Annotated in this window: 16 protein-coding genes; 7 read left to right on the top strand and 9 right to left on the bottom strand. The window is 71.6% G+C overall.

Going from position 1 to position 17,924, the window contains the following annotated elements; genetic code table 11:
* Positions 1-67 precede the first annotated feature (67 nt).
* Positions 68-463 (bottom strand): superoxide dismutase, Ni, encoded by a 396-nt coding sequence (gene sodN / locus V9U70_RS27835; RefSeq protein ID WP_033298259.1) that lies wholly within the window; start codon positions 461-463, stop codon positions 68-70.
* 175 nt (positions 464-638) lie between these two features.
* On the opposite strand from sodN, the gene sodX reads away from it, so the two are divergent.
* A complete protein-coding gene (gene sodX, locus V9U70_RS27840; protein ID WP_336679694.1) occupies positions 639-1,067 on the top strand; it encodes a nickel-type superoxide dismutase maturation protease in 429 nt (142 codons plus the stop codon).
* Here the strand turns inward: sodX and V9U70_RS27845 are convergent.
* Entirely contained in the window at positions 980-1,600 is a 621-nt protein-coding gene (locus tag V9U70_RS27845; protein ID WP_336679695.1) for a CGNR zinc finger domain-containing protein, read from the bottom strand. The genes sodX and V9U70_RS27845 overlap by 88 nt on opposite strands.
* 88 nt (positions 1,601-1,688) lie before the next feature.
* Here V9U70_RS27845 and V9U70_RS27850 point away from each other — a divergent pair, with 88 nt between their 5' ends.
* Positions 1,689-2,450 (top strand): class I SAM-dependent methyltransferase, encoded by a 762-nt coding sequence (locus tag V9U70_RS27850; protein WP_336679697.1) that lies wholly within the window; start codon positions 1,689-1,691, stop codon positions 2,448-2,450.
* A 406-nt stretch (positions 2,451-2,856) separates the two neighbouring features.
* Here V9U70_RS27850 and V9U70_RS27855 read toward each other — a convergent pair whose 3' ends face one another.
* From V9U70_RS27855 to V9U70_RS27865, 3 genes are read right to left on the bottom strand one after another with little or no spacing between them, the layout of a single operon-like run.
* Entirely contained in the window at positions 2,857-3,621 is a 765-nt protein-coding gene (locus V9U70_RS27855; protein WP_336679699.1) for an amino acid ABC transporter ATP-binding protein, read from the bottom strand.
* A gap of 2 nt (positions 3,622-3,623) precedes the next feature.
* Positions 3,624-4,586, bottom strand: a complete 963-nt coding sequence (locus tag V9U70_RS27860; protein WP_336679700.1) for an amino acid ABC transporter permease — start codon at positions 4,584-4,586, stop codon at positions 3,624-3,626.
* 28 nt (positions 4,587-4,614) lie between these two features.
* Positions 4,615-5,577 (bottom strand): ABC transporter substrate-binding protein, encoded by a 963-nt coding sequence (locus V9U70_RS27865; RefSeq protein ID WP_336679702.1) that lies wholly within the window; start codon positions 5,575-5,577, stop codon positions 4,615-4,617.
* Positions 5,578-6,100: 523 nt separating this feature from the next.
* Between V9U70_RS27865 and V9U70_RS27870 the strand changes: the two genes are divergently transcribed.
* The 4 genes from V9U70_RS27870 to V9U70_RS27885 all read left to right on the top strand — a co-directional run bounded on the left by V9U70_RS27870 (position 6,101) and on the right by V9U70_RS27885 (position 10,520).
* On the top strand, positions 6,101-7,342 hold the full coding sequence (locus V9U70_RS27870; protein ID WP_336679703.1) for an NAD(P)-dependent malic enzyme: 1,242 nt from the start codon (positions 6,101-6,103) through the stop codon (positions 7,340-7,342).
* Between the two features lie 175 nt (positions 7,343-7,517).
* Positions 7,518-8,486, top strand: coding sequence for a zinc-binding dehydrogenase (locus V9U70_RS27875; protein ID WP_336679705.1), 969 nt, complete (start codon positions 7,518-7,520; stop codon positions 8,484-8,486).
* Between the two features lie 68 nt (positions 8,487-8,554).
* Positions 8,555-10,003 (top strand): cellulase family glycosylhydrolase, encoded by a 1,449-nt coding sequence (locus V9U70_RS27880; RefSeq protein WP_336679707.1) that lies wholly within the window; start codon positions 8,555-8,557, stop codon positions 10,001-10,003.
* Complete coding sequence (locus V9U70_RS27885; protein WP_336679708.1) at positions 9,981-10,520, top strand: GNAT family N-acetyltransferase; 540 nt, start codon at positions 9,981-9,983, stop codon at positions 10,518-10,520. The genes V9U70_RS27880 and V9U70_RS27885 overlap by 23 nt, the downstream gene beginning before the upstream one ends.
* Positions 10,521-10,769: 249 nt before the next feature.
* Here the strand turns inward: V9U70_RS27885 and V9U70_RS27890 are convergent, their stop codons facing one another.
* On the bottom strand, positions 10,770-11,804 hold the full coding sequence (locus V9U70_RS27890; protein ID WP_336679710.1) for a PadR family transcriptional regulator: 1,035 nt from the start codon (positions 11,802-11,804) through the stop codon (positions 10,770-10,772).
* Between the two features lies 1 nt (position 11,805).
* On the bottom strand, positions 11,806-12,663 hold the full coding sequence (locus tag V9U70_RS27895) for a DUF4097 family beta strand repeat-containing protein (protein WP_336679711.1): 858 nt from the start codon (positions 12,661-12,663) through the stop codon (positions 11,806-11,808).
* A gap of 153 nt (positions 12,664-12,816) precedes the next feature.
* On the opposite strand from V9U70_RS27895, the gene V9U70_RS27900 reads away from it, so the two are divergent.
* Positions 12,817-13,653, top strand: coding sequence for a hypothetical protein (locus V9U70_RS27900; protein WP_336679713.1), 837 nt, complete (start codon positions 12,817-12,819; stop codon positions 13,651-13,653).
* Positions 13,654-13,745: 92 nt separating this feature from the next.
* Here V9U70_RS27900 and V9U70_RS27905 read toward each other — a convergent pair whose 3' ends face one another.
* Together V9U70_RS27905 and V9U70_RS27910 are read right to left on the bottom strand one after the other, a co-directional pair.
* A complete protein-coding gene (locus tag V9U70_RS27905; protein WP_336679714.1) occupies positions 13,746-13,928 on the bottom strand; it encodes a DUF6104 family protein in 183 nt (60 codons plus the stop codon).
* A gap of 100 nt (positions 13,929-14,028) precedes the next feature.
* Positions 14,029-17,850, bottom strand: coding sequence for a multifunctional oxoglutarate decarboxylase/oxoglutarate dehydrogenase thiamine pyrophosphate-binding subunit/dihydrolipoyllysine-residue succinyltransferase subunit (locus tag V9U70_RS27910; protein ID WP_336679715.1), 3,822 nt, complete (start codon positions 17,848-17,850; stop codon positions 14,029-14,031).
* Between the last annotated feature and the right edge of the window lie 74 nt (positions 17,851-17,924).

A 17,924-nucleotide genomic window follows, 5' to 3' on the forward strand; every position in this document is an offset into this window, starting at 1 on the left:
CGGACCGGGTGCGGACCGGTAGGAAGTCCGACCAGCGAAAGAGCAGGTCAGACAGCCCAGCCAGAGATCAAGCCTTCTTGGTCTCCCAGAAGATCTTGTCGATCTGGGCGATCAGGTCAAGAGCCTTCTGACCCGTCGCCGGGTCGTTCGAGCCCTTGGCCGCGGAGAGCGCCTTCAGGGTGTCGTTGACCAGCTGGTGCAGCTCCGGGTACTTCTCGAAGTGCGGGGGCTTGAAGTAGTCGCTCCAGAGCACCGAGACGTGGTGCTTCGCGAGCTCGGCGCGCTGCTCCTTGATCAGGACCGCGCGGGTGCGGAAGTCCGCGTCCTCGTTGGCCTGGTACTTCTCCTGGACGGCCTTGACCGACTCGGCCTCGATGCGGGCCTGGGCCGGGTCGTACACGCCGCAGGGCAGGTCGCAGTGGGCGCTGACCTTCACCTTGGGGGCAAACAGGCGGGAAAGCATGGAGCTGTCCTCCTCGTGATCGTCTTCTCAGGTGGGACATTACTCCGTGGAGCGCCGCTTTCCGCGGGTGCCCCAGGGGCTTAGGACAAAAGTCCGGGGTGAGAATCGTGCCGTCGGCCGAACGCACGGCGTGACACGCGGGCGACGGGGTGAGGAGGAACGGGAGGTGCCGGAAATGCCGGATCGACGACGAGTGTCCGGAGGTGGGCGGGTGGTGCGGCGTCCGCTGCGGGTGGTCGAGGTGACGGGCCCTTCGATGGTGCCCACGCTGTACCACGGCGACCTGCTGCTGGTGCAGTACGGAGCCCCGGTGCGCCCCGGCCACGTGGTGATCCTGCGCCACCCCTTCCAGCAGGATCTGCTGGTGGTCAAACGGGCTGCCGAGCGGCGGCCCGGCGGCTGGTGGGTGCGGGGCGACAACACCTTCGCGGGCGGGGACAGCACCGACTACGGGGTCGTGCCGGAGGAGCTGGTGCTGGCCCGGGTGCGGGCCCGCTACCGGCCCCCCGCCCAGGGTCAGCGGTCGTTCACGGCGGTGCTGGGCTGGGCGCTCTCCGCGCTGCGGCCGGTGCGCTCCGCCTCCTCGCGCTTGCGGGCCCGGTAGGCGGCCACGTTCGCCCGGGTCGCGCAGCGGTCGGAGCAGTAGCGCCGGGACCGGTTGGTGGAGGTGTCCAGGTAGGCGTTGCGGCAGGGCAGTGCCTCGCACAGGCCGAGCCGGTCGACGCCGTGCTCTGTGAGGTGGAAGGCGAGGCCCATCGCCGCGATGGCCGCGTATCCGGCCGTCGCGTTCGAGGGGTGGTCGGCCAGGTGCATGTGCCAGTCGGGCCGGCCGTCCCCGTCCCGTGTGTCGTGGCCGGAGATCTGCGGACTCACCGGGAACTCCAGCAGCAGTGAGTTGAGCAGGTCGACCGCGAGCGTCTCGTCGCCGCCGTCGGCCGCCTCGAAGACCGCGCGCAACCGCCCCCGTACGGAACGGAAGCGGGTCACGTCCGCCTCCGTCGTCCGCCGCGCCGCCTGCTGGTTGGCGCCGAACAGCTCCCGGACCGCCTCGACCGAGGTGAGCCCGTCCTTGTTGCGGACCGGCTCCTCGGTGTTGACCAGGCGGACGGCGTAGTCCGAGTAATAGGCCAGTTCCACTTGTAGTCCTTACTGTGTCGGTCTAGAGTCGGGGCATCGGCCAGTGTAATGGTCGATTGATGGAAACGGGCATTACGTGGAGGGTGACGTGACAGAGACGGCTACGGGCGCCGACTGGCAGGCCTGGCAGAGGAGCTGGGACCGGCAGCAGGAGTGGTACATGCCCGACCGCGAGGAGCGGTTCCGGGTGATGCTGGACATGGTCGAGGCGGTCGTCGGCCCGAAGCCGCGGGTGCTCGACCTCGCCTGCGGCACGGGCAGCATCACGGACCGGCTCCTCAAGCGGCTCCCGGAGGCCACCAGCACCGGGGTCGACCTCGACCCCGCGCTCCTGGCCATCGCCCGCGGCACCTTCGAGGGCGACGACCGGGCCGCCTTCGTCACCGCCGACCTCAAGGACCCCGACTGGACCGCCCGGCTGCCGCACACCGCGTACGACGCGGTCCTCACCGCGACCGCTCTGCACTGGCTGCACAGCGAGCCGCTCACCACGCTCTACGGGCAGCTCGGCGGGCTCGTCCGGGACGGCGGGGTCTTCATGAACGCCGACCGCACCATCGACCCGGCCACGCCCCGGATCAACGCCGCGGAACGCGCCCACCGGCACGCCGCGATGGACCGCGCCAAGGCCGACGGGGCGCTGGACTGGGCCCAGTGGTGGGCCGTCGCCGCGAAGGACCCCGTCCTGGCCGGCCCCACCGCCGAACGCTTCGCGATCTTCGGCGAGCACGCCGACGGCGACATGCCCTCCGCCGACTGGCACGCCCGCACCCTGCTCGCCTCCGGATTCGCCGAGGCCCGTGCGGTCTGGGCGTCGCCCTCGGACACGCTGGTGCTGGCCGTGAAGTAGCCCGGGGCCCGGGAAGAAGACGGGCAGTGCGGCCGACCCGGACGAGAACCTCTGCGTCCGGGTCGGCCGGGACCCGGCCCGCACCGACTGCGTACGCGAGGCGCTCCCCGACGGCCGGGTGCTGACCCTGTGGGACGACGCGATGCCGTTCCGGGGCGGCGACGACGTCCGGTGGGGCCCCGGACTCGCCGGCCGGCTCACCCGGCAGGACGGCTCCCAGTCCCCGGTGCGCGTCAGCACCGGCTTCGAGGGCGCCGGCAGGGCCCCCGCTCCCCGAGCCGCCGCTGTCCCGGCAGCAGGTGAAGGGGCTGCTCACCGGCGCCGAGGCGCTGCCGAAGGGCTGAGGCGGACGCACGGGAGGGCGGTACGGACCNTACCGCCCTCCCGTGCGCGGCGGCGCCCCGCCCTACAGCACCTTGGACAGGAACGACTTCGTCCGGTCCTGCTGGGGGTCGGTCAGCACGTCGCGCGGGTGGCCGGACTCGACCACCACGCCGTCGTCCATGAAGACCAGCGCGTCGCCGACCTCGCGGGCGAAGCCCATCTCGTGGGTGACGACGATCATCGTCATGCCGTCCTCTGCCAGGCCGCGCATCACGTCCAGGACGTCGCCGACCAGCTCCGGGTCCAGGGCGGAGGTCGGCTCGTCGAAGAGCATCAGCTTCGGCTCCATCGCCAGCGCGCGGGCGATGGCCACGCGCTGCTGCTGCCCGCCGGAGAGCTGCGAGGGGAAGTTCGTCGCCTTGTCGGCGAGGCCCACCCGGTCCAGCAGTCTCTCGGCGCGGGCCCGCGCCACGGCCTTGGCCTCGCCCCTGACCTGCACCGGGGCCTCCATGACGTTCTCCAGCGCCGTCATGTGCGGGAACAGGTTGAAGCGCTGGAAGACCATGCCGATGTCGCGGCGCTTGAGGGCGACTTCGCTGTCCTTGAGCTCGTAGAGCCGGTCGCCCTTCTGACGGTAGCCGACCAGCTCGCCGTCGACCGAGAGCCGGCCGGCGTTGATCTTCTCCAGGTGGTTGATGCACCGCAGGAACGTCGACTTGCCGGAACCGGACGGGCCGATCAGGCAGAACACCTCACGCGGGGCGACCTCCAGGTCGATGCCCTTGAGGATGTGCGCGGCGCCGAAGGACTTGTGGACGCCCTCGGCCTTCACCATGGGAGTGGTCATGCTCAGACACCTCCGGAGGGCCGGTTGCTGAAGGAGGCGAGGTTGGTCCTGACGCGCTGCCACGGGGTCGGCGGCAGCGAGCGCTGGGAGCCGCGCGCGAAGCGGCGCTCCAGGTAGTACTGGCCGACGCTGAACACGCTGGTCATCACGATGTACCAGATGGACGCGACGAACAGCATCTCCATCACCGCGTACGAGGTGGAGCCGATCTGCGAGGTGGAGCGGAGCAGTTCGTTGTACGTGACCGCGTAGACCAGTGCGGAGGTCTTCAGCATGTTGATGAACTCGTTGCCGGTCGGCGGGATGATCACACGCAGCGCCTGCGGCAGGACCACGCGGCGCATGGTCTTCGCCTGCGTCATGCCGAGCGCGTGGGACGCCTCGGTCTGGCCCTCGTCCACCGACTGGATGCCCGCGCGGCAGATCTCCGCCATGTAGGCGGCCTCGTTCAGGGCCAGGCCCAGCAGGGCGCACATGAACGGGGTCATGACGTCCGTCATCTCGTCCTTGTAGACGAACGGGATGTGCAGGACCGGGAAGATCAGCGCGAGGTTGAACCAGAGCAGCAGCTGCACGTAGACGGGGGTGCCCCGGAAGAACCAGATGTACAGCCAGGCCACCCAGCTGGTGACCGGGTTCTTCGAGAGGCGCATCACGGCCAGCAGGACGCCGAGCAGGACGCCGAGCACCATCGCCAGGACGCTGATCAGCACGGTACGGCCCGCCCCGGCGAGGACGCTGCTGTCGAACAGCTTGTCCTGGACGGCGTGCCACTGGATGTCGCCCTGCGAGAAGGCGTATCCGAGGGCCGCGAGGAGGCCGATGACCACGGTGCCGCTGATCCAGCGGCCGGGGTGGCGGACCGGGATGGCCTTGATGTTCTCCGGGGGCGCGGTCGCGTCCTCGGAGACGGGCGCCGGGCCGGCGGGTGAGCCGACGGGCGCCTTGTCGAGCTTGTCAGTCATGGTGACTGCCCTTCAGTGGAGCGTCCGGTCACTTGCCGCCGTTGATGGCGGCCTTGTCGATCGCTCCCGTGCCGGCGCCCCACTTGTCGAGCACCTTCTGGTACGAACCGTCGGCGATGATCGCGTCGACGGCCTCCTTCAGGGCGTCCCGCAGCCCGGTGTTGTCCTTCTTGACGGCGATGCCGAAGGGGCCCGCGTCGATCTGCTCGCCGACGACCTCGAAGGCGTTGCCGCCGTCGGCCTTGCGGGCCAGGTCGACCGCGACCGGGTAGTCGTTGACGCCGGCGACCGCGCCACCGGCCTTGACCCGGGTCTGGGCCTCGGTGTCGTTCTCGAAGGCCTGGATCTTGATGGCCTTCCCGCCGCCGTCGGTGCAGGCCTTCGACTGCGTCTCCAGGGCCTTCTCATACGTGGTGCCGCGCTGGACGGCGGCGGCCTTCCCGCAGAGGTCCTCGATGGACTTGATGCCCTCGGGGTTGCCCTTCTTCGTGTACACGGCGGTGCCGGCCAGGAAGTAGTCGACGAAGTCGACGCCCTCGCCCAGCTTCTTGCCGGACTCGTCCAGGCCCTCCTGGCGCTGCTTGTTGTCCGTGATGGACGACATGGCGATGTCGTGGCGGCCGGTGTTCAGGGCGGTGATCAGCCCGTCGAAGGAGCCGGAGGTGAACTCGAACCTCACGCCGAGCTTCTTGCCGAGGGCGGCGGCCAGGTCGGGGTCGACGCCCACGATCTCACCGTTCTCGACGGACTCCATCGGGGCGTACTCGGCGTTCGTGCCGACCTTGATGACGCCCGACTTCTGGTACTTCTCCGGCAGCTTGGAGAACAGCGGGGCACCGCTCTTCGTGGCCGTGCCGCTGCCGGCCTCGGAGGAGGCGCTGTCGGTCTGGTCACCGCAGCCGGTGAGCAGCATGGCGCCGGCGACCGCGACGGCGCCGATCGCCGCAATCCGGGACTTCGCGGTCGTACGACGCGTGGTGCTTGCGGTCATGTCGGAATCCTTCGGCAGGTGAGGGTGGGTGCTCCGCGGTGGTCTGGCACGCACCTTCGAGCGCCGCCACCTTGTGTGATGACGGCATCCTGCCATTCGGGGCGGCCCCTACAGAGGTCTGACCATGTCAAAATCAGATAACGGGCGACCCCCGAACCTCAACCGGCCGCACGCCAGGGCCGGATCATCTGTGGGCAGGTATTCCTTCCGCCGGAGAATCTTCGGTGCGTCTCGGGTGGTGGATGGCATTTATGCCGGTTTGGCGACTTGTCCAGATATTCGACTATGAGTCACGTCACCGACTCGATATGGACTCGTCCGTAACATCGTTCGTCCGGTAAGAAAGACGTTTACACCCCTCATCCGGGGCTCAGGGCGCGTGTGCGGCGCGCCCGCGCGTGTGCACCTCACCCTGCCGGGGCGGGCCAACCGCCCGGCGCAGGGCGCACACGCGGTGCCCGCCCACCCCTCCTCAACCAGGAGTGGCCACCCTCAAACGATGAAGACTTAAGGGGTCAACACCATGGCAGCGGAGATCGTCAATCCTCGCAGCGACAGCACCACCGACAGCGGTACCCGGCATGCGAACACCTCGGACGGCGGGACCGACGAACCCTTCGACCCGGCCTTCGCCCTCCACCGGGGCGGGAAGATGGCCGTGCGGTCCACCGTCCCGATCCGGGACAGGGACGACCTTTCCCTCGCCTACACGCCCGGCGTGGCGAAGGTGTGCAGCGCCATCGCCGACAACCCCGAGCTCGTCCACGACTACACCTGGAAGTCCCAGGTCGTGGCCGTCGTGACGGACGGGACCGCCGTGCTCGGTCTCGGCGACATCGGACCGGAGGCGTCCCTCCCCGTGATGGAGGGCAAGGCCATCCTCTTCAAGCAGTTCGGCGGCGTCGACGCGGTGCCGATCGCGCTCGCGACCACCGACGCCGACGAGATCGTCGACACCGTGGTGCGGCTCGCCCCCTCCTTCGGCGGGGTGAACCTGGAGGACATCTCGGCGCCCCGCTGCTTCGAGATCGAGCGCAAGCTCCAGGAGCGCCTGGACATCCCGGTCTTCCACGACGACCAGCACGGCACCGCCGTCGTCACCCTGGCCGCCCTGCGCAACGCCGCCAAGCTCTCCGGGCGGACCCTGGGCGACCTGCGCGGCGTCATCTCCGGCGCGGGCGCGGCGGGCGTGGCGATCGCCAAGTTCCTGCTGGAGGCGGGCATCGGCGACATCGCGGTGGCCGACCGCAAGGGCATCGTCAGCCGGGACCGGGAGGACCTCACCGACGTCAAGCGCGAGCTGGCCCGGATCACCAACCGGGCCGGCGTCTCCGGCTCGCTGGAGAAGGCGCTCGCCGGCGCGGACGTCTTCATCGGCGTCTCCGGCGGCACGGTCCCGGAGGCGGCGGTGGCCTCGATGGCCCCCGGCGCGTACGTCTTCGCGATGGCCAACCCGAACCCGGAGGTCCACCCGGAGGTCGCGCACAAGTACGCGGCCGTCGTGGCGACCGGGCGTTCGGACTTCCCGAACCAGATCAACAACGTGCTGGCCTTCCCCGGCATCTTCGCCGGCGCGCTCCAGGTCCGGGCCTCCCGGATCACCGAGGGCATGAAGATCGCCGCGGCGACCGCGCTGGCCGACGTCGTCGGTGACGAGCTGGCGGCCGACTACGTGATCCCCTCGCCGTTCGACGAGCGGGTCGCCCCGGCGGTGACCGCCGCGGTGGCGGCGGCCGCGCGTGCCGAGGGCGTGGCACGGCGCTGACACGCCCGAACGCAGGGCGCGGTGGGGCGGAGTCCGGGACCCGGGCCCCGCCCCACCCCGTCCCCGCGGGGCCCAGCAGGGGGCCGGGCCGAAGGGGCGGCGCGCGGGACCGGGTTGGCGCGCGTCACACCGGCAGCCGGTTACGCGCTCACGCCGCCCGGCCTATCGTCGAGCCATGTTCGCCGCCTACGCAGCCCGCATCGACCCCGACCAGCCCATCGACGGCCTTGAGCTGGGCGAACGCCCGGCCCCCGCGGTCCGTCCCGGATGGACCACTGTCACCGTCCGTGCCGCCTCCCTCAACCACCACGACCTCTGGTCCCTGCGGGGCGTGGGCCTCTCCCCGGACCGCCTGCCGATGATCCTCGGCTGCGACGCCGCGGGCGTCGACCAGGACGGCAACGAGGTCGTCCTCCACTCCGTGATCGGCCAGTCCGGCCACGGCGTCGGACCGCAGGAGCCGCGCTCCATCCTCACCGAGCGCTACCAGGGCACGTTCGCCGAGCAGGTCTCCGTGCCCAGCTGGAACGTGCTGCCCAAGCCGAAGGAGCTCACCTTCGAGGAGGCCGCCTGCCTGCCCACCGCCTGGCTCACCGCCTACCGGATGCTCTTCACCAACGCCGGTGTGCGGCCCGGCGACGCGGTGCTCGTCCAGGGAGCGGGCGGCGGCGTCGCCACCGCGGCGATCGTGCTGGGCAAGGCCGCCGGGCTCCGGGTCTTCGCCACCAGCCGGGACCGGGCCAAGCGCGAGCGGGCGGTCGAACTCGGCGCGCTGGAGGCGTACGAGCCCGGGGCCCGGCTTCCCCAGCGGGTGGACGCCGTCATCGAGACGGTCGGAGCCGCCACCTGGTCCCACTCCGTGAAGTCGCTGCGCCCCGGTGGCACGCTCGTCATCTCGGGGGCCACCAGCGGGGACCGGCCCGCCCACGCCGAGCTGACCCGCATCTTCTTCCTGGAGCTGAAGGTCGTGGGCTCCACCATGGGGACCAAGGACGAGCTGGAGGATCTGCTCGCGTTCTGCGCGCACACCGGTGTACGCCCCGTCGTGGACGAGGTGCTGCCCCTGGACAGGGTCCGCGAAGGGCTGCGGCGGCTGGAATCCGGTGACCTCTTCGGGAAGATCGTGGTCCGGCCCACCGGCTGAGACCCGCACCGGAACCTGCCCGTGCACGGGTCTTGATGGCTCGTCAGCTCTGATGCTGAGATCGGCCCATGCGTATGGGCAGAGCACTCCTGACAGCCGTCGTGTCCCTGGTGCTGGCGGCGGGGACCCTCGCCCCCGCCGCCGCCCGCCCCGCACCGGACCCGGCGCCGCCCCCCGTCCCCGTGTCCGGCGACCGCGGCATCCCGCCGCTGACCGACGAGCGGGGCCGCACCCTCACCCTGCGCGGCTGGAACGTCGAGGACAAGGCGAACAGCGGCGAGGCGGCGCTGAGCGCGATCACCGAACGGCACTTCAGCGATCTGCGCGCGAGCGGCTTCGACTTCGCCCGGCTGCTGGTCTTCTGGGACGACCTGGAGCCCCGGCGCGGCCGGTACAGCGAACGCTATCTGCGGCGGATCGAACGCGTCCTGGACTGGGCCCGCAACCACCGCGTCCGCGTGCTGATCGACGCCCACCAGGACGTCTTCGGGCCCGCGTTCGGGCACCGAGGCATCCCGGCCTGGGCCACCAGGACCGACGGGCTGCCGTTCACCCCGCACCCCGACGACTGGTTCGCCGAGTACTTCGAACCGGCCGTCCAGCGCGCCTTCACCCACCTCTACGAGGACCCCGACCTGCAACGGGCCCAGGCGGCCATGTGGCAGGTCCTCGCCGCACGCTTCGGCCGCCACCCGGCGGTCATCGGCTACGACCTGATCAACGAACCGATGGGGGAGCTGCGGCCGGGCGAGGACCTGCCGACCGCCGCCCGCCGCATCGAGGCCGAGCAGCTCACCCCGATGTACAACCGGCTGGCCCGCGCCATCCGCGCTGAGGACCCCGACACCTGGCTCTTCGTCGAGCCGACCCCCATCGTCGGCGAGGGCGTGCCCACCGGCCTCGGCCGGGTCCACGACCGCAGGACCGTGTACGCCCCGCACTTCTACGACACCGCCATGGAGGCGGGCGCGGACTACGACCCCGCGGCGGGCTGGATCGAGGCGTACGAGGCCGCCGTCACCGCCTACCCGGCCGAACACCGGATGCCCGTCGTCGTCGGCGAATGGGGGCCGCTCAACAACGCCCTGCCGAACATGGGCCGCTTCTACGACGAAGCCGTCGCCTCCCTGAACCGCTACAGCTCCGGCTGGGCGGGCTACGTCTGGTGCTACGGGGGCGGCTACTGCGCTCTCGACGAGCGGGGCCGCTTCCGTACGAACAAGGAACGGACGGCCACCCCCTACGCCCCGGCCGTCGCGGGCCGGGTCCGCTCGGCCGCGTACGACGCGGCCACGCGCGTCTACCGCCTCGACTACCGGGCGGCCGCCCGCCCGGACTCCACGGAGCTGTCCCTTCCGCCGTCCGCGCGGGGCTGGCAGGTCTCCGTCACCGGGGCCGCCCGGGTGCTCGGCGAGGCGCGGCACGGCGGGCGGCTGCGGGTCGTGGCGCGTCCGGGGGCGGTGGTTACCGTGACGGTGCGGGAGGCTGGTGCGCATGGACGAACTGACCACCCCTGAGGGGCTCCTGCTGCGCCCCTGGCTGCCCGCCGACGCCCCCGCCGTGCTCCGCGCCTTCGCCCCGGCCGAGATGGACCGCCAGACCGACCGGCCCGTGTCCGACCTCGCCGGGGCCCTGGTCTGGATCGCGGCCCGCACGCGTGAACGGGGGGCCGGGACGGGATTCTCCTGGGCCGTCGCGGGCGACGGGGGCGAGGCCCTGGGGTGCGTGGCCCTGACGGTGCTCAACCGGGTCCACGGCACGGGCTGGGTCTCCTACTGGACCACAGAGGCGGCGCGCGGCCGGGGCGTCGCGCCCGCCGGGGTGCGGGCGCTGGCGCGCTGGGCGTTCGAGGAGCTCGGGCTGTACCGGCTGGAGCTGGGCCACCGCACCGACAACCCGGCCTCCTGCCGGGTCGCGGAGCGGTCGGGGTTCACCGCCGAGGGCGTCGAGCGCGGCAAGCTGCGCTACGGCGATGTCCGCTACGACGTCGAGCGGCACGCCCGCCTGGCGGACGATGCCGTCGACTTCGGCTGAGAGCAGCGCGGGACCCCGAGCGGCGCGCGGGACCCGGGCGACCGTGCAGGACACCCTGACGCACGCGACCCGCCGGGGCCGGCGGGCAACGGCTCGCCGGACAGCGGGCCCCTCAGGCGCGGAGGCCGGGCAGCGGGGCAGGACGGGCGGACCAAATCCGGCGACCGCCTGGTCCGCCCCCTGTCCTGCCCCTCCCCGCCCGCCGTCGTCCTGCCCGCCGCCGCCCTCCGGGCGGCCCGCTCCGCTCCCTCAGGCCTTCTTGTCGGCCTCCGCCGTCAGCAGCGCCTCGATCCGGGCCGCCGCCGCGCCCAGATGGCGTCGGGCCTCGGCCAGCTGGCCCTGTGTCACCCCGTGATCGCGGGCCGCGTCGCGGACGCCGTCGCGGAAACGGTCCAGCAGGCGATCGAGGTCGCGCGCCGGGTCGCCCGTGACCGGCGCGTCCGCGCCCCACTCCGCGCCGGCGGCCGGTTCCGAGGAGGCGGCGGTGTCGGCGGCGGTGTCGGACTTGCCGAACGGGGGCCAGGCCCCGGTCCGGGCGAAGCCGCCGAGCTGGCCGGTGATCTCCGCGAGGCCCTCCCGTACGCCGGAGGGCCAATCGCCCCGGGCGAAGTGCTCCTGGACCTGGCGGGCGGCGTTCTGCATCTGCTCGCGCGCCTTCTCCTGCGCCTCCTTCGCCTGGTGTCGGGCCTGCTGGGCCTCCTCACGGGCGCGCCGGGACTCGTCCTTGGCCCGGCGCGCCTGTTCCTTCCACTCCTGCTTCGCCCGGCGCAGCTCCTCCTTCGCCGAGCGCCACGCCTCGCTGTCGCCGAGGTCGCCCAGCGTGGTGAAGTCGCCGAACGGCGAGGCGGTCTCACTGCCGCCGTCCCCGCGTGCCTTCTTACCCGAGCCCCCGGTGTGCCGGGACTCGGAGGCCGCCGCCCTCATGTCGCTGCGGAGCCGCCCCGCCGCGCCGCGTACGTCGTCGCGGATCTCGGCGGCCAGCTCGGAGACCGACTCGCGGATCTCCAGCTCCAGGTCGGCCAGTTCACCGCCGCGGCCCGCCAGCTCCGCGCGGCCCGCCTCGGTGATCGAGTAGACCTTGCGGCCGCCCTCGGTGGCGTGGGTGACCAGTCCCTCTGCCTCCAGCTTGGCCAGCCGGGGGTAGACGGTGCCCGCCGACGGGGCGTAGAGGCCCTGGAAGCGCTCCTCCAACAGCCGGATCACTTCGTAGCCGTGGCGCGGCGCCTCGTCCAGAAGCTTGAGGAGATACAGGCGCAGACGGCCGTGGGCGAATACGGGGGGCATGTCAGAGAACCTTTCCGGTCGGCTCGGCGGTGTACGCGTCGTCCTCTGCGGGCGGCCTGCGCAGCAGGGCGATCGCCCCGGAGACGGTCGTCGCCCGCAGGCTCCCCGTCCCGGCGCCCAGCGTGCCGGTGATCTTCTTCGCCCCCCACTGCCCGCCGACCCGCAGGCCCTCGAAGGCGTTGGAGACGGCTCCGCTCGCGGTGTTCGCCTCGACCCGGGCGTCCGCCGGGTGCGGCAGCCGGATCGCGATCTCGCCGGAGACCGTGGTCAGCCGGATGTCCGTGGGCTTCCCCGACGGATCGAGGTCGAGCACCATGTCACCGCTGACCGACTCGGCCCGGACCGTCGCCCCCGCCCCGTCGACCACCGTCAGGTCGCCGGAGACGGAGTGGAAACGCAGGTCCCCGGTGACGCTCTGGGCCTCCAGGCCGCCCGACACGGAGTCCCCGCGCACCGGGCCGGCCAGCCCGACGAGCGTGAAGTCCCCGGTGATGCCGCGCACCTCCGTACGCCCGCGGACGCCGGAGACGACGGCCCCGGCGCCGATCACGCCGACCTCCACGGAGGAGGCGGCGGGCACCACGAGGGAGACCACGGCGCTGCGGCGGCGGCCCTGGGGGTCGAACCAGCGCAGCAGGTCCTGCCAGGGCAGATCCTCGTACGTCACGGTGAGGCGGCCGTCCTCCTGGGTCACGATCAGCGGCGGGCCGTCGATCGCGGACACCTCCAGCCGGGCCTCCGGCTCGTCGGTCCCGACCACGTTGACCGCCCCGTGGACCATGCGCACGCTGAGCGCCGTCACCGGATCGTCGAACGTCAGTTTCCGCGGCTCCGCGACGGTCCACGTCGACACAGGCATGTAGGTGACCTCCCGGAGAGCGTGGTGACGCAACATATCGCGTCTTCTGAAGAACACGATATATCGCGGTCTGGGGAAGTCAAGGGAGGCCCGGGGGAGGTGAAAGGCAGGAAACGCCATCAAAAGCGGGCATAGCGCCCTAGGGTGTGAGGCATGAACGCCACTGCCACCGGAGCGCTCCTGCTGTGCCGGGCCGACCCGGAGACCGTTCGGCCGCTCGCCCACCTGCTGCGCGAGCCGATGCTGCTGAGCCGGGCGGGCGAGGAGTGGAGCGTGCTCGTACCGGAGGGGAAGCCGTGGCGTACCGGCCGGGCGGGGCAGGACGCCGAGCCGGTGGACCGGGTCCTCGGCGGGTGGGCGGCCGCTCTCGCCGTCGGATCGGCCTGGCCGGTGCTCGCCCTGTGGTGGGACGCCGACCGGTCCGGATACACCCTCGCCGCCGGGTTCCGCCGTCCCGTGGGCTACGTCTGGCTCACCGACGGCACCCCGGCGGGCGAGGACGAGGCCATGCGCACCTTCGCGGCCCGGCTCGGCCTCGACCCCGTGCTGGACGTGCAGGCGCTGGAGGAGCTCACTCGCCGCGACCCCGACGCGAACGCCGACGCCCGGCTGCGCGGGCTGCTCGCCGCGCTCTCCGGCACCGGGCTGAGCCTGCCGGCCGGGCTGTCACCCGGAGAGGGGGCGGACCGGCTGCGCAGTGTGGCGGAGGTGCTGCCCGGCGCGGAACGCGTCGAATGGGCCGGATGGCGCGACGCCGTACGGGTCGAACTGGACGCGGTGGAGAACAGCAGGTTCGGCCCGTGGGTGCGGGGCCCCCGCGCCCGTGGCGTGGCCGCCGCCCAGCTCGCCGCCGGTCTTCCGCTGCTGCTGTGGGGGGCCCGCCGCCGCAGCGGGGGCTGGGCCGCGGCCGGGGCGCTGCTCGTGGCCCAGGGCGCGCTGGGGCTCGCCTACCACCGGGCCAGGGAGGCCGCGGACGCCGGACAGGGCTGAGGGCCTGCCCGGCGGGGACTCAGGGGGAGCGGCGCACGAGGGTGTACGAGAAGGGCGGGCGCACCTGCTCCCACGGGCGGGCGCCCCGGCGCTCACGCGTCGTCGTCCTCGTCGTCCAGCCGCGCCAGCCAGGTCGCCAGGCGCTCGACCGGCACCTCGAAGTCGGGGTTGAGGTCGACGAACGTCCGCAACTGCTCGGCGAGCCACTCGAAGGAGACCTCCTCCTCGCCGCGTCGCTTCTCCAGTTCCTCGATGCCACGGTCCGTGAAGTACATGCGACCAGAATAACGAGGTCGGACACGCCGGGGACCCGGCCCCGCGACAGACGCGGAACCGGGTCCCAGAGGCGTACGCACCGGCGTACGGAGGCGGTCCTCAGGCCTCGAAGACCTCGCTGACCAGCTGGGTCTGCTCCGCCTGGTGTCGCTTGGCGGAGCCGACCGCCGGAGACGAGCCGTGCGGCCGCGAGATGCGGCGCAGGCGCTCGCCGTGCGGCACGTCCGAACCGACGGCGAGGTCCAGGTGGTCGATCAGGTTGAGCGCGATGAACGGCCACGCACCCTGGTTCGCCGGCTCCTCCTGGGCCCAGAGGTACTTCTCGGCGTTCGGGTACTTCGCGATCTCGGCCTGGATCTCCGCACCCGGCAGCGGGTACAGGCGCTCCAGCCGGATGATCGCCGTCTCCGTGTCGCCGCGCTTCTCCCGTTCGGCGTCCAGGTCGTAGTACAGCTTGCCCGCGCAGAAGACCACCTTGCGGACGTCCTCCGCCTTGACCGTGGCGTCGCCGATCACCGGGCGGAAGCCGCCGGTGGTGAACTCCTCGATCTTCGACGCCGCGGCCTTCAGACGCAGCATCGACTTCGGGGTGAAGACGATCAGCGGCTTGTGGTGCGGGTTGTGCACCTGCCAGCGCAGCAGGTGGAAGTAGTTCGACGGCAGGGTCGGCATCGCGACCGTCATGTTGTCCTGCGCGCACATCTGGAGGAAGCGCTCGGGGCGGGCGGAGCTGTGGTCCGGGCCCTGGCCCTCGTAGCCGTGCGGCAGCAGCAGCGTGACGCCGGAGGTCTGGCCCCACTTCTGCTCGGCCGAGGAGATGAACTCGTCCACCACGGTCTGCGCGCCGTTGACGAAGTCGCCGAACTGGGCCTCCCAGACGACCAGCGACTCCGGCCGGGCCAGCGAGTAGCCGTACTCGAAGCCCATCGCCGCGTACTCCGAGAGCAGCGAGTCGTAGACGTTGTACCGGGCCTGGTCCTCGGAGAGGTACAGGAGCGGGGTGTAGTCCTCGCCGGTCATCTGGTCGACGAGCACCGCGTGGCGCTGGCCGAACGTGCCGCGGCGGGTGTCCTGGCCGGCGAGCCGGACCGGGGTGCCCTCCATCAGCAGCGACCCGATGGCGAGGGTCTCGCCCATGCCCCAGTCGATCGTGCCGTTCTCCACCGAGGCGGCGCGGCGCTGCATCTGCGGCATCAGGCGCGGGTGGACGGTGATCCGCTCGGGGATGTTGACCTGGGACTCGGCGATCCGCTTGACGACCTCGGAGGAGACACCGGTCTCCACGGCCACCGGGAAGGCGGCCTGCGGCTCCGGGACGTGGGGGGCGGCCGGCTGCGCGGTGGCCTCCCTGACCTCCGCGAAGACCTTCTCCAGCTGTCCCTGGAAGTCCTGGAGCGCCTGCTCGGCCTCTTCCAGCGTGATGTCGCCGCGACCGATCAGGGACTCGGTGTAGAGCTTGCGCACCGAGCGCTTCTTGTCGATCAGGGTGTACATCTGCGGGTTGGTGAACTCCGGGTTGTCGCCCTCGTTGTGCCCGCGGCGGCGGTAGCAGATGAGGTCGATCACGACGTCCTTGTTGAACGCCTGCCGGAACTCGAAGGCGAGCCGCGCCACGCGGACCACGGCCTCCGGGTCGTCGCCGTTGACGTGGATGATCGGCGCCTCGATCATGCGCGCCACGTCGGTGGCGTACATCGAGGAGCGCGAGGACTCCGGGGCGGCGGTGAAGCCGACCTGGTTGTTGATCACCACGTGCACGGTGCCGCCGGTGCGGTAGCCGCGCAGCTGCGACATGTTGAGCGTCTCGGCGACGACGCCCTGGCCGGCGAAGGCCGCGTCGCCGTGGAGGGCGACCGGCAGGACCGTGAAGTCCGTGCCGCCCTTGTTGATGATGTCCTGCTTGGCGCGGGCGATGCCCTCCAGGACCGGGTCGACCGCCTCCAGGTGCGAGGGGTTCGCGGCCAGCGAGACCTTGATCTGCTCGCCGTCCAGACCGGTGAAGGTGCCCTCGGCGCCCAGGTGGTACTTGACGTCGCCGGAGCCGTGCATGGAGCGCGGGTCGAGGTTGCCCTCGAACTCCCGGAAGATCTGCGCGTACGACTTGCCGACGATGTTCGCCAGCACGTTCAGCCGGCCGCGGTGGGCCATGCCGATGACGACCTCGTCGAGGCGGGCCTCGGCGGCGGAGTCGAGGACGGCGTCGAGCAGCGGGATGACGGACTCGCCGCCCTCCAGCGAGAACCGCTTCTGACCGACGTACTTGGTCTGGAGGAACGTCTCGAACGCCTCGGCCGCGTTCAGCCGGCGCAGGATGCGCAGCTGCTCCTCGCGCTCGGGCTTGGGACGCGGGCGCTCGACCCGGTCCTGGAGCCACTTGCGCTGCTTCGGGTCCTGGATGTGCATGAACTCGATGCCGGTGGTGCGGCAGTACGACTCACGGAGCACGCCGAGGATGTCGCGGAGCTTCATCATCGTCTTGCCGGCGAAGCCGCCGACCGCGAACTCGCGCTCCAGGTCCCACAGGGTGAGGCCGTGCTCGGTGATGTCGAGGTCGGGGTGCTTGCGCTGGTGGTACTCCAGCGGGTCGGTGTCGGCCATGACGTGGCCGCGGACCCGGTAGGAGTGGATCAGCTCGAAGACCCGCGCGGCCTTGGTGACGTCGTCGTCGTGCGAGGCGTCGATGTCCTTGAGCCAGCGGACCGGCTCGTAGGGGATGCGCAGCGCCTTGAAGATCTCGTCGTAGAACTCGTTCTCGCCGAGCAGCAGCTGGGCCAGGACCCGCAGGAACTCGCCGGAGGCGGCGCCCTGGATGACCCGGTGGTCGTAGGTCGACGTCAGCGTCATGACCTTCGAGATGCCGAGCTTGTTCAGCGTGTCCTGCGAGGTGCCCTGGAACTCCGCCGGGTAGTCCATCGCGCCGACACCCATGATGAGGCCCTGGCCGGGCATCAGGCGGGGCACCGAGTGGACGGTGCCGATGCCGCCGGGGTTGGTCAGCGAGGCGGTGACGCCGCTGAAGTCGTCCATGCCCAGCTTGCCGATGCGGGCGCGCCGGACGATGTCCTCGTACGCCTGCCAGAACTCGAAGAAGTTGAGCGTCTCGGCCTTCTTGATGGCCGCGACGACCAGCTGGCGGTCGCCGTTCGGCTTCACCAGGTCGATGGCGAGGCCGAGGTTGACGTGCTCCGGCTTGACGAGGGTCGGCTTGCCGTCCTTCTCCGCGAAGGAGTAGTTCATCGACGGCATGGCCTTGAGGGCCTGCACCATCGCGTACCCGATGAGGTGGGTGAAGGAGATCTTCCCGCCGCGGGCGCGCTTGAGGTGGTTGTTGATGACGATGCGGTTGTCGAAGAGCAGCTTCACCGGGACCGCGCGGACGGACGTGGCCGTCGGCAGCTCCAGCGAGGCGTTCATGTTCTTCGCGACGGCGGCCGAGGGGCCGCGCAGCGTCACGTACTCCGGGCCGGCCGGGGCCTCGGCCGAGGCGTCCGCCTTGGCGGGCGCGGCGGCGGGCTTCGCCGCGGCGGGCTTGGCAGCGGGGGCCGCCTTCGCCTCCGCGGGCTTGGCCTCGGCCGCCTTCGCGGGGGCGGGCTTCGCCGGGGCCGCCTTGTCCGGGGCCGCCTTCGCCTCGGCGGGCGCGGACGCCTCCGGAGCGGGCGCGGCGGGCGCCGGGGCCCCGGTCACCGCGGCCCCCGAGGCCGCGGCGTCGGGGACGGGCTTGTCCGCCGTGCCGGAGGCACCCGGCTTGTAGTCGGCGAAGAAGTCCCACCAGGCGCGATCGACCGAACTGGGATCTTGGAGGTACTGCTGGTAGATCTCGTCGACGAGCCATTCGTTGGCGCCGAAAGCCGCGGCCGGGTTGGTTCCCGGACTGGCTTGATCGGTCGAGATGCTCGAGTTACTGGGGGACTGAGACGACACGGCGGCAACCGCCCTCTTCCGCTTCACAAGGTGATGGACAGCGGAAATCAAGGCTACGCCCCCCGAACCGTTCC

Origin of the sequence: Streptomyces pratensis, from assembly GCF_037137275.1 — a bacterium.
In the GTDB taxonomy this organism is placed as follows: Bacteria; Actinomycetota; Actinomycetes; order Streptomycetales; family Streptomycetaceae; genus Streptomyces; species Streptomyces pratensis_B.

What these genes read in the sequence shown, in the direction of transcription:
- V9U70_RS27870 (WP_336679703.1), top strand. Translation starts at nt 6,101, where the DNA reads ATGGCAGCGGAGATCGTCAATCCTCGCAGCGACAGCACCACCGACAGC.
- V9U70_RS27865 (WP_336679702.1), bottom strand. Translation starts at nt 5,577, where the DNA reads ATGACCGCAAGCACCACGCGTCGTACGACCGCGAAGTCCCGGATTGCG.
- V9U70_RS27860 (WP_336679700.1), bottom strand. Translation starts at nt 4,586, where the DNA reads ATGACTGACAAGCTCGACAAGGCGCCCGTCGGCTCACCCGCCGGCCCG.
- V9U70_RS27880 (WP_336679707.1), top strand. Translation starts at nt 8,555, where the DNA reads ATGCGTATGGGCAGAGCACTCCTGACAGCCGTCGTGTCCCTGGTGCTG.
- V9U70_RS27900 (WP_336679713.1), top strand. Translation starts at nt 12,817, where the DNA reads ATGAACGCCACTGCCACCGGAGCGCTCCTGCTGTGCCGGGCCGACCCG.
- V9U70_RS27890 (WP_336679710.1), bottom strand. Translation starts at nt 11,804, where the DNA reads ATGCCCCCCGTATTCGCCCACGGCCGTCTGCGCCTGTATCTCCTCAAG.
- V9U70_RS27855 (WP_336679699.1), bottom strand. Translation starts at nt 3,621, where the DNA reads ATGACCACTCCCATGGTGAAGGCCGAGGGCGTCCACAAGTCCTTCGGC.
- V9U70_RS27905 (WP_336679714.1), bottom strand. Translation starts at nt 13,928, where the DNA reads ATGTACTTCACGGACCGTGGCATCGAGGAACTGGAGAAGCGACGCGGC.
- V9U70_RS27895 (WP_336679711.1), bottom strand. Translation starts at nt 12,663, where the DNA reads ATGCCTGTGTCGACGTGGACCGTCGCGGAGCCGCGGAAACTGACGTTC.
- sodN (WP_033298259.1), bottom strand. Translation starts at nt 463, where the DNA reads ATGCTTTCCCGCCTGTTTGCCCCCAAGGTGAAGGTCAGCGCCCACTGC.
- sodX (WP_336679694.1), top strand. Translation starts at nt 639, where the DNA reads ATGCCGGATCGACGACGAGTGTCCGGAGGTGGGCGGGTGGTGCGGCGT.
- V9U70_RS27875 (WP_336679705.1), top strand. Translation starts at nt 7,518, where the DNA reads ATGTTCGCCGCCTACGCAGCCCGCATCGACCCCGACCAGCCCATCGAC.
- V9U70_RS27885 (WP_336679708.1), top strand. Translation starts at nt 9,981, where the DNA reads ATGGACGAACTGACCACCCCTGAGGGGCTCCTGCTGCGCCCCTGGCTG.